Raw genomic sequence first — 227 nt, 5'->3', positions numbered from 1 at the left:
TTATTAACTGCATCAGCACAGACGGCAGCGGCAAAGGAATACAAAGCAGATGTGATAGCAGAAATTGAAAACAGTGATTTTAACAGGGAGGTGATCGCAAACTGCATCTCACAGGCACAGTCTGCGGGATATGCGCTTGCTGTAACGCCTTCTGTGAATGCGGATGGGGAGACGGTATCGGCAGATGTGATACTGTCTTATGATTATAAGATGCCGGTTTTTGGCAT

General features: G+C 46.3%; 1 protein-coding gene. It reads left to right on the top strand.

Annotated features, from left to right (window positions below):
- The coding region (locus DXA60_RS18780) for a hypothetical protein (RefSeq protein WP_199536257.1) at positions 1–227 on the top strand (227 nt) is incomplete at both ends.

Source organism: Roseburia sp. OF03-24, from assembly GCF_003463035.1.
Classification (GTDB): Bacteria; Bacillota; Clostridia; order Lachnospirales; family Lachnospiraceae; genus Roseburia; species Roseburia rectibacter.
This window is presented reverse-complemented; position numbering and strand designations above follow the sequence as displayed.